Source organism: Bradyrhizobium sp. STM 3843, from assembly GCF_000239815.1.
In the GTDB taxonomy this organism is placed as follows: domain Bacteria; phylum Pseudomonadota; class Alphaproteobacteria; order Rhizobiales; family Xanthobacteraceae; genus Bradyrhizobium.
On the sequence record NZ_CAFK01000242.1, the window covers coordinates 92,019 to 101,525 of the forward strand.

At 58.5% G+C, this 9,507-nt stretch carries 4 protein-coding genes and 1 pseudogene; 2 read left to right on the forward strand and 3 right to left on the reverse strand.

The window, feature by feature from the left end:
* Positions 1–35: 35 nt before the first annotated feature.
* The 3 genes from BRAS3843_RS25115 to BRAS3843_RS25125 all read right to left on the reverse strand — a co-directional run bounded on the left by BRAS3843_RS25115 (position 36) and on the right by BRAS3843_RS25125 (position 4,093).
* Positions 36–824, reverse strand: a complete 789-nt coding sequence (locus tag BRAS3843_RS25115; protein WP_035982669.1) for a hypothetical protein — start codon at positions 822–824, stop codon at positions 36–38.
* Between the two features lie 47 nt (positions 825–871).
* Positions 872–1,921: an acyltransferase gene (locus BRAS3843_RS25120; RefSeq protein WP_008971904.1), complete on the reverse strand. Its 1,050-nt coding sequence runs from the start codon at positions 1,919–1,921 to the stop codon at positions 872–874.
* A gap of 105 nt (positions 1,922–2,026) precedes the next feature.
* Entirely contained in the window at positions 2,027–4,093 is a 2,067-nt protein-coding gene (locus tag BRAS3843_RS25125) for an acyltransferase family protein (RefSeq protein WP_083841432.1), read from the reverse strand.
* Positions 4,094–5,212: 1,119 nt separating this feature from the next.
* Between BRAS3843_RS25125 and BRAS3843_RS25130 the strand changes: the two genes are divergently transcribed.
* Positions 5,213–8,494: a sialidase family protein gene (locus BRAS3843_RS25130; protein ID WP_008971906.1), complete on the forward strand. Its 3,282-nt coding sequence runs from the start codon at positions 5,213–5,215 to the stop codon at positions 8,492–8,494.
* Positions 8,424–9,507, forward strand: a pseudogene (locus BRAS3843_RS39025) (hypothetical protein); the annotation flags it as partial. The gene BRAS3843_RS25130 and the pseudogene BRAS3843_RS39025, both read left to right, overlap by 71 nt.

Genomic DNA, 9,507 nt, shown 5'->3' on the forward strand with positions numbered 1-9,507 from the left:
GCAGCGACTTGCGACGGTCCAGCGAAAAGGGCGGATCAAGCTGCAAGGCTGAAATATGCCCCGCCGCTTCCGCTGAACCCGACATACACTGTTCCGAACTCATTCGCGTCGCCCTCAACAGTGGTGATCATATCATAGTTGCCGAGTGGGTAATCACCGATCTGGAGCCATTCGATCGTATTGGCGTTCCATGCAGCGAGGTGGTCGGTCGAGCGATAGACGCCCCACCTCTTCTCGTACAGGCCTGCTATGTATACAGCTGGATGGTCACTTCCTGGGGCGGCTTTTCCGAAGCCGAAGGCATGTACGCACTGTACGTTCGCAATAGGGATAAAATTGGCGCAACCATCTGTCGAGCGCATGAAGACGGCGTAGGGCTGATTGGCTGGATTGAGCGGACCGCTGCATGCAAATACGTGTCCGGCGTGCCCCGGTACCGAGCGGATTTTAACCAAACCTTCGTCCGACGCCATGTAAATGCGGTTTGAATCCGAGGGCGCAACTTGGATTTCGTAACCCCCGGCCTCCGACAGGCCGTTGGCCGGTGCGACATCAGCCGACGGCATTCGCGTTGAGGTCCTGAGTTGCTCCCATTTGGACGTATCATTGTTCCAAGTATAGCAGCCGTAAGTGTCTGCGCGGCACACCAGGTTCTTGCCATCGTTGGAAATGCTGCGTCCCGTGATGAAGCCGCCGGCACCGAGCGGCAGGCTTGACCATTGTCCGCGCGACTGCTGCGGCGCGGACGATGCACATGACGACAGAATCGGGCCGCCGATCGCTGCAGCGAGCATCAAAAAGCGACGTTCAGTGAGCATCAGCAACTGCCCTTTCGTCGACCCGAAACGCGTCGATGAGTGACCATCGGCCTTCAGGCTGGCTCGTTGAGAAGAATGCGTCGTCGGCCCGTGCCTAGAGATGCCAGCGGTCGTTCCAGCAGATAGTGGATGCAAATCCCTCCAACGACGGCGGAGGTGAGTGTGCCGGCAAGGTAGATGGCGTCCCACAACCGGCCCGATCCAAAGAGCGATAGGTGCTCTCCAAGCAGCTCTGTCACTCTCAAAATGAACAAATGACTCAGATAAATCGAATACGAGGCGTCTCCAATCGTGCGAAGTATCAGGCTCGGCGCCCGCCGAACGGTATCTTCCAAGGCGAGCGCTCCGGCCACTATTGTCGTTGCAGAGATACCCAGAAGATCATTGATCCTGGCGAGTTCGCTGGAAGCCGGCACCAGGAGGAAACTCAGGACCCCCGTCGCCAGCAAGGCGACTCCCAATACCGGAGATCTTAGCGCTCCAGCCTGATAAAGAATGGCAAGACTTGCGCCGTACAGGAATTTCAACAGGTCCGGGTTCGTGTAAGTGGAGAGCACCGCATCGGCTGGCTGCACTGCGAAGCCCAGCAGCACGAGTGCTAGAAAGCCTAGTCCGAGAACCGTGATGCGAACGGTGCGCGATCCGACTAGCAGGAGAAATCCAAACACAAAGTAAAAGAACATCTCATAGTTGAGCGACCAGCCAGGAATGAGAATAGGCGCGATCAGACCCGTTTGGACCACGTGAAAGTGTGGGATGAACAGGAACGACTTCGTCGCATTCTCGGGTGTGATCACCGTGGTGTGGAAGAGGTTGGGAAACCGCAATGCGGCCCCGATGAGGATCGCGAGGAAGATCCAGTACAACGGTACGATACGTGCGATGCGGCGACGCCAGAAAGCCACAGGAGAAATATTCGAGTTCGCCGTAGTGTACCACATGATAAAACCACTGATCACGAAGAACAGCTTTACGCCAAACGGACCCAGGTTCGAGTTGCTGAGATAGTCGATCCGCGTCGTCGGGCTTAGCATGTGATGGACAACGACCATCATAGCGGCGATCCCTCGCAGATATTGGATTGCGATGACCTCTTTTTTCATCGAGGAATCTCTTCCGGTTGCCTGATCGCTATCGACTTGGTCTCGTCCGGCCGGGAAAGATCACCGCTGTCAGAGCAGTACCGGAGGCGGTAAGTCAAACCGAGCCTACTTCATCGCGAATATTCTATCATACAAGAAAGACGTTTGGTGTGCCCCAACCAACGACATGTGATTGTCGTCAAAGAATATTGGCTTTCCGTCGGAGGACACCGGGCATTTTGTGTCGTCGCAAAGAGCGAGGTGCGGCCAGATCACGTGCACCGGAAACCGCTGCTTCGCTTCCGCAAGTACTGAAAATATGAACTTGTTCCTGTTTTCGAAGTCGAGCAGTCGAACATCAAGTTCGGTCCGATCGAACCCGACATGCTCAATGAAGAGCGCTTTCGGAATGCGAAACGGTGGTTCTGGTATAGGACCAACGATCCAGACCGTCTTCTGAGCAGCGGTTAGTGCCTTGAGAAGTGTCTCGAACCCTCGGACGAAGATTCGCTTGTTAGCCTCGGGCGTTTCCGCGGTTCCGTTCGCGTCCCTTAGCCGGATGTCGACCGGCTTCTCCGACGCCGAGCCTAGCTCGCCAACCTTCCAGTTCGTCCATCGGGACGATAATACAACGGTGCTGATGTCGCTGCTTGCCTCGACGAAGCGAAGCATCTCCTCATTATAGGCTTGGCAGTGTTGATATCCGGGATTTGCTGCCAGGTCGCTGCCGAGGCGGGGATCGATGCCGAAGCCAATTCCAATCGGGCAATCCACCGAGGCGACAAGAAGCACGCTGGCGTTGTTTCGCTGGGCCGCTTCCGCAATTGCGCTGCCTGTCACAATGGCATGGGAGTCGCCCCACACGAGCACATGCGCGGGCTCTCGCGTCGCTCCCAACTTGCAGGCTTGCGACGGACTCACGATCCGGTTCTCCAAGCTCATGCATTCCATATGGTGCCGATTTTTGTCGGTTTCCGTGTCGAGGTACGCTGCCGATGTCGCATCGAGGCGTGATGGGAAGCCGCTGCCCACTGCAATCAGCAATCCTGCAACGCACGCCATAACCATGCCGGCAAGCGCGACGGGCGCCGGACGGCGAAGACCGGCGACCTTGGACGGCAGTCTGAAGGGGCGTTCGACATATCTGAGCGACAGAAAAGAAATGACGAGCGAGCCTAGACAGAGGCCCACCTTGGTCGTCCACGACAGACCAAACAGGTCGACATAGCTGGTGAATGCAATTAGCGGAAAGTGCCATAGGTACAGCGAGTAAGACGCTTTGCCGATCGCTGTGAACGCTGCGCGGCTCAGCAAGTTGTGAACGATGCCCTGCTTGGAATGACCGCTCCAAATGATGAGAGCCGCGCCCAAGGCCGGTGGAAGAGCCGCTATTCCTGGAAATCTCGTGGAAGCGGAGTAAGCGATCATCGGGACCGCAATTAAGGCTACTCCGAGCCACGCGGCGTAGTCATTGAGCTTGGTAAGGCGGTAGCCGGAGTTGCAAGCGAGCGCGATCATGCCTCCAAGCGCTAATTCCCAGGCTCTAGTCGGCCCCAAATAGAAAGTGGCGCTAGGCTTGTAGTACACGAGGACGGCGCCGACGCCGAACGAGACAAGGCAAATGATTGACAAGGCTAGAATGCGGGCTCGCGGTCGCCGCGAGACCAGGATCAAGAGCCAGGGATAGAAGACGTAGAATTGCTCCTCGATCGAGAGCGACCAGGTATGCAGCAGCGGGCTCTCGCTGGCGGGAGCAGCAAAGTAATCGGTCTGTCGCCAGAAAAAAATGTTGGAAACGAACAGCGTGGTCGCAAGGATGCTTTCGCCGAGCGCCTTGTAGTCTGACGGGGTCAGGAGAACGAAGCCGGCCACCGCGCAGAAAAAAAGGACCACGGCCAGAGCCGGGAAAATGCGTCGAACCCTGCGCTCGTAAAATGCGGTGATTGAAAAGCGTTTGGCGTCGATATCGGGAAGAATAATAGACGTAATTAAATAACCTGAGATAACGAAGAAAATATCGACGCCGACGAAGCCGCCGGTCAGGATGGGCATTCCTGCGTGAAAAAGCACAACGGGAACAACGGCAATCGCCCGCAATCCATCGATATCTGCCCGATAATTCGTAGCCACAAGGATATGCCTTAGCGCCAAATGAGAGAAAATAGCGTTGCCATATTGATAATGCAGAATCAACCAAAGGACGAATGGTTTGGTAAAGGCGGGACCATCATTTGATTACCTTCCGTATGGTACCTCGCGGGGTGGCCGGGTGGCTCGCCGCATTGGTCGGCGTTGCCGTTTTTCTGCCCCTAAATCACCGGCAGGCTTGGCGGCGATCGCGCATCCGGTCGATGGGGGGTGGTCCGCGGCGGGTCGCGTCCCGCGTTGGCCTGCTTGTGTGCGTCGTTAACGACGTCGATTCGGTTGGGGCCTGGAGTGAAGGAAGTCCCGCAAGGGGCAGCTGACCGCGGGCGAAAGGGGGGGCAGGACGCTTTCGGCTATGCTGCTTGGACGCTCGCCAGGCGGAAGTCGCGGCCTCCAAGCCTGCTCTGGCCTGATCGGTATGGTTGCGGTGTCGGCTGAGACCGGCGCGGGCGGCATCCGGGCTCGCGTCGAAGCAAAGTCGAGACCGGTCCAGGGCCGCCGTGGCCAAAGATCACTCAAAAGGGGGCACTTTGGGCTCCCACGCATCCCAATTTTGAAAAATTTCGGGCAGCCGGGCCAATTCCGTCGGTATTCCTGTCGACATCGAGCCCGGTGTCACACGGGCGCTTTGGGCAAAGAAATGCCAAAAACGTCGCGGGACTGAGGCGTCGCAATCTTGGGTGGTCAGAAATAGTATTTATTAAACAGGCGGTTGTCGCGATTCGTCCACGGGGTGTCCGGCTGTCAAGAAAAAGCCTCACCCCGAAATTAACTATGCTCGCGCTTGGGGACGCGAGACGTTATAACGCTCTCGTGAGTTAAATTTAGGTCCGACTCTGGTCGGGATTTTGGGGAAAAGGCGAAAAATCCGCGTTTTGAAGCGCGCTTCGCGGCTTGCCGAAGCGAGAGTCGCTTATCTTGCTGCGGTTCCGTGCAATGTTCGTTTGGAAAACCCGTCGACGGGGATCTGATGGCTGTATGCGCTATTCAAATTGCTGGGGGTGTAACGGCTGACGACTGTCGGCCATCAACTATTAATCCTGGGGCAACTAAGGATCAATTTTTCCGAGCATTTGGAACCTCTTTTTTAGGTCGTGTCCCTACCCTCCGCTGCCGTCTGCGAGGATTTGAACTGACAGCCGGTAAACAGCGATCGGTGAGGTCATTGTGCTGAAAAATAATGATCGTGGGTTTTCCCAGCGTAAGGCTGGTCGAGACACCTCCAATATTGATCCAGGCGGTACCGATTCTCTGACATTCGACGTAGATCAATTCGTTGACGGTGTGCTCACGGGTACCGTTTTGCACAACGCTGTCCACCACAACGACGGTGTCGGTGCGCAGGCTGGCGGGCCCATAATTCGCGACACGGTCCAGGTCTCTTCCGCTTCGAAGTCGGACCCCGGCCTGCCTCAATCCGAGATGTTTGTCGCGACATCGGGTACGGCCATAACCGAGCCTGCGGTTGTTGTCGCCGAGGGGGCGACAGTTGAAATTCCGGGCGGCGATTCGCAAGCCGTAACGTTCAGCGGAACGACCGGAACGCTGAAGATCGATCACTCGATCACCTACACAGGTGAAATCACCGGTTTATCTGGCCTCGATGCGCTGGATCTGGTCGACATTAATTTCGGAACCAATACGCAGGCAACCTTCCTCGGCGACCACTCTGGCGGCACGCTGACCGTTACCGACGGAACGAATACCGCTAAGATCACGCTGGAAGGCGACTATCTGTCCTCAACGTGGACGCTCTCGAGCGACGGCTCGGGCGGCACCGTGGTCGTTGACCCGGTCGCCTCTGGGACTTGGCAAACGCTCAAAGTCGGCGCGGGCGGATTCATTCGGAATTTCGATATCGCGTCAGACGGGACCATGGTGGGGCGTACCGACTCTTACGGTGCCTATCTGTGGAACGGCTCGCAATGGGTACAGCTGGTCACCGCAAGCAGCATGCCTGCTGCATTCGTCGCTTCAACCCAAAATACGCAGGCGACAGGCCAAGGCGTCTACGAAATTCAGATCGCCGATAGCAATACTCAAATTCTTTACATGCTGTACGACGGTTACGTGTTTAAGAGCACGAACCGGGGCACAACCTGGACGCAGACATCGTTCGCTCAGGTCAACGCATATCCCAACGCCAATTCTGCGCAGTACGGGCAGAAGATGGCGATCGATCCAAACAATCCCAACATTGTTTACGTCGGTACACCATCGAACGGTCTCTGGGTTACAAAGGATGGAGGTAGCACCTGGCAACAACTGAGCCAGCTGCCGGCCACGACAGAGGCGGATAGCAGCGGTGTTCCAACTGGGTTTTCGGGAATTTTGTTCGATCCTGCCCTTGGCGGCGTCGTTAACGGCGTAACTCAGACGATCTTTGCCGAGAGTAATGGCAACGGCGTTTATATGAGCAGCAATGGCGGTGTGTCGTGGACGCTCCTGACTGGCGGTCCGACCACCGTTACGAACGCCGCCGTTTCTTCAACGGGCGTCTACTACGCGGTGGACGGTACCAATCTTTGGGTCTACGCCAATGGCCATTGGTCAGAGCCTGATGTCGGGATGGCGGGCCAGCCAATCCAAGCTGTTGCCGTCAACCCAGCCAACCCTAATCAAATCGTCGTTCAGGGGCCGGGTGGACCGATCAGCGTAAGCTACGATGGGGGTGCAACCTGGAGCGGCCTTGATTGGGCAAGTAACCAAGTCAGCTCGAGCGATATTCCCTGGCTTGCGGCCGCTAACTCGGCTGCCTGGGGATCTTTTCTTGATATTGGAGGCTTGGCATTCAATCCGCTGGTACCTGGCCAACTGATCGCATCGGCCGGTACGGGTTTCTGGACCGCGACTCTCCCGTCGAGCCTGGGAGCTTATACTCCTGTCGTTTGGAACGACCAGAGTGCCGGTATTGAGCAGCTAGTTGCCAACGAGATCATTGTTCCTCCTGGCGGTAAGCCAATCCTTGCGTCTTGGGACCGTCCATTCTTCTATATCAGCGACCTCAACGCCTACCCATCGACATATGGCCCGGTCAACAGCGTCAATATCGACGCGGGTTGGTCGGTAGATTATGCGTCGTCTGCTCCAAACTTCGTGGTCGGCCTCATCTCAAATGGGGTGGGAGTCTACTCCACTGACGGAGGTCAGACCTGGAGTAACTTCGCGAGCGAGCCCTCGTTTCCCGGGCAGGCGAACGGCGGCACGATTGCTGCGAGTTCGCCGCAGAACGTCATCATCGCACCCGGAAATGGCGTTCAGCCCTATTATACGCTGGACGGTGGGGCAACTTGGCACCCTGTGAATTTGCCGGGCGTGACAGATTGGAGCGGTTTCGAAGGTCCATCTTACCTCGATGAACGCTCGATCGTCGCAGATCGGGTGCTGTCGAACACGTTTTATCTCTACTATCCCGGCAATGGTGTCTACAAATCCACGAATGGTGGTGCCACGTGGACGCTTGTTTACAATGGCAATGATGGATTTGGCAGCCAGTTCAATGGCTACATCACGCCGTTCAGCTGGTACAACAACGAGCTGATGTCCGTGCCGGGAGAGGCAGGCAACCTCTTCTTTACGGGAGGCTGGCAAGGCAATTCGGGTGGCGCCGCCGGCCCCGACACAAATGAACCCTTCATGCGCTCGACAGACGGCGGGGCTACGTGGACCGCCGTTCCGAATGTGCTTGAAGTCAACTGCTTTGGGTTTGGTGCTGCCGCAACGGCCGGCGGGTATCCCGCGATTTACATCGTAGGGTACGTCAATAATGTTTATGGCATCTGGCAGTCTATCGACAACGCGCAGTCGTGGACCCAGATCGGAACCTATCCGAATTCCAGCCTGGACACGATCAAGACAATTGCCGGCGACCCCAATGTTTTCGGGGAGGTCTACATAGGTTTCGCAGGCTCCGGTTACGCTGTATTGACAGCGAACTCCGCGAGCAACGGGCCGACGGTGTCGTCGGTTGCGGCCTCCGGGACCGGGATCACGTCCGGCAGCGGCGACCTCGGTGCCGGCAACGCGGTGACGCTGACGGTGAACCTGAGCGGCGCAGTGACGGTAGCCGGCGGCACGCCGACCTTGACGCTCAATGACGGTGGCACGGCGACCTACACCGGCGGCTCCGGTACCGGTGCGCTGACCTTCAGCTACACGGTTGCCGCGGGTCAGAACACCTCAGACCTGACGGTGACGGCGTTCAATCTCAATGGCTCTACCGTCAAGGACAGCTCGGGCAACTCGGCTAATGTTGCTGGCGCGGTCACCAACCCGTCGGGGACGCTCAGATCGATACGACGGCCCGACAGNATCGTCGGTGGCGGCGTCCGGCACAGGAATCACTGCAGGCAGTGGCGACCTTGGCGCCGGCAGCGTGGTGACGCTGACGGTGAATCTGAGCGAGGCGGTGACGGTAGCCGGCGGCACGCTGACGCTGACGCTCAATGACGGCGGCACGGCGACGTACACCGGCGGCTCCGGTACCAATGCCCTGACGTTCAGTTATACAGTGGGTGCTGGCCAGAACACCTCCGACCTGACGGTGACGGCGCTCAACCTCAATGGTGCGACGGTCACGGACGGCGCCGGCAACAGCGCCGCTCTGTCCGGGGCGGTCACCAATCCGTCCGGGACGCTGCAGATCGACACGACGGCGCCGACGGTGTCGTCGGTGGCAGCCTCCGGGACCGGGATCACGTCGGGCAGTGGCGACCTTGGCGTCGGCAAGGTGGTGACGCTGACGGTGAATCTGAGCGAGGCGGTGACGGTGGCCGGCGGCACGCCGACCTTGACGCTCAATGACGGCGGCACGGCGACCTATACCGGCGGCTCCGGCACCGGCGCGCTGACCTTCAGCTACACGGTTGCCGCGGGCCAGAACACCTCCGACCTGACGGTGACGGCCGTCAACCTCAATGGGGCGACGGTCAAGGATGGCGCGGGCAACAGCGCCGTCCTGACCGGGGCGGTCACCAATCCGTCGGGGACGCTGCAGATTGACGGCACTGCGCCAACGGTGTCGTCGGTTGCAGCCTCCGGGACCGGGATCACCTCGGGCAGCGGCGACCTCGGCGTCGGCAGCGTGGTGACGCTGACGGTGAACCTGAGCGAGGTCGTGACGGTGGCCGGCGGCACGCCGACCCTGACGCTCAATGACGGTGGCACGGCGACCTATACCGGCGGCTCCGGTACCAATGCGCTGACCTTCAGCTACACGGTTGCCGCGGGCCAGAACACCTCCGACCTGACGGTGACGGCGGTCAACCTCAATGGCGCAACGGTCAAGGATGGTGCGGGCAACAGCGCCGTGCTGACGGGGGCGGTCACCAACCCATCAGGGACGCTGCAGATCGATGGCACTGCGCCGACGGTGTCGTCGGTTGCGACCTCCGGGACCGGGATCACGTCGGGCAGTGGCGACCTTGGCGCCGGCAACGTGGTGACGCTGACGGTGAACCTGA

Bases quoted from the DNA above. Each gene is read 5' to 3' on its own strand.
- BRAS3843_RS25120 (WP_008971904.1), bottom strand. From the start codon at position 1,921: ATGAAAAAAGAGGTCATCGCAATCCAATATCTGCGAGGGATCGCCGCT.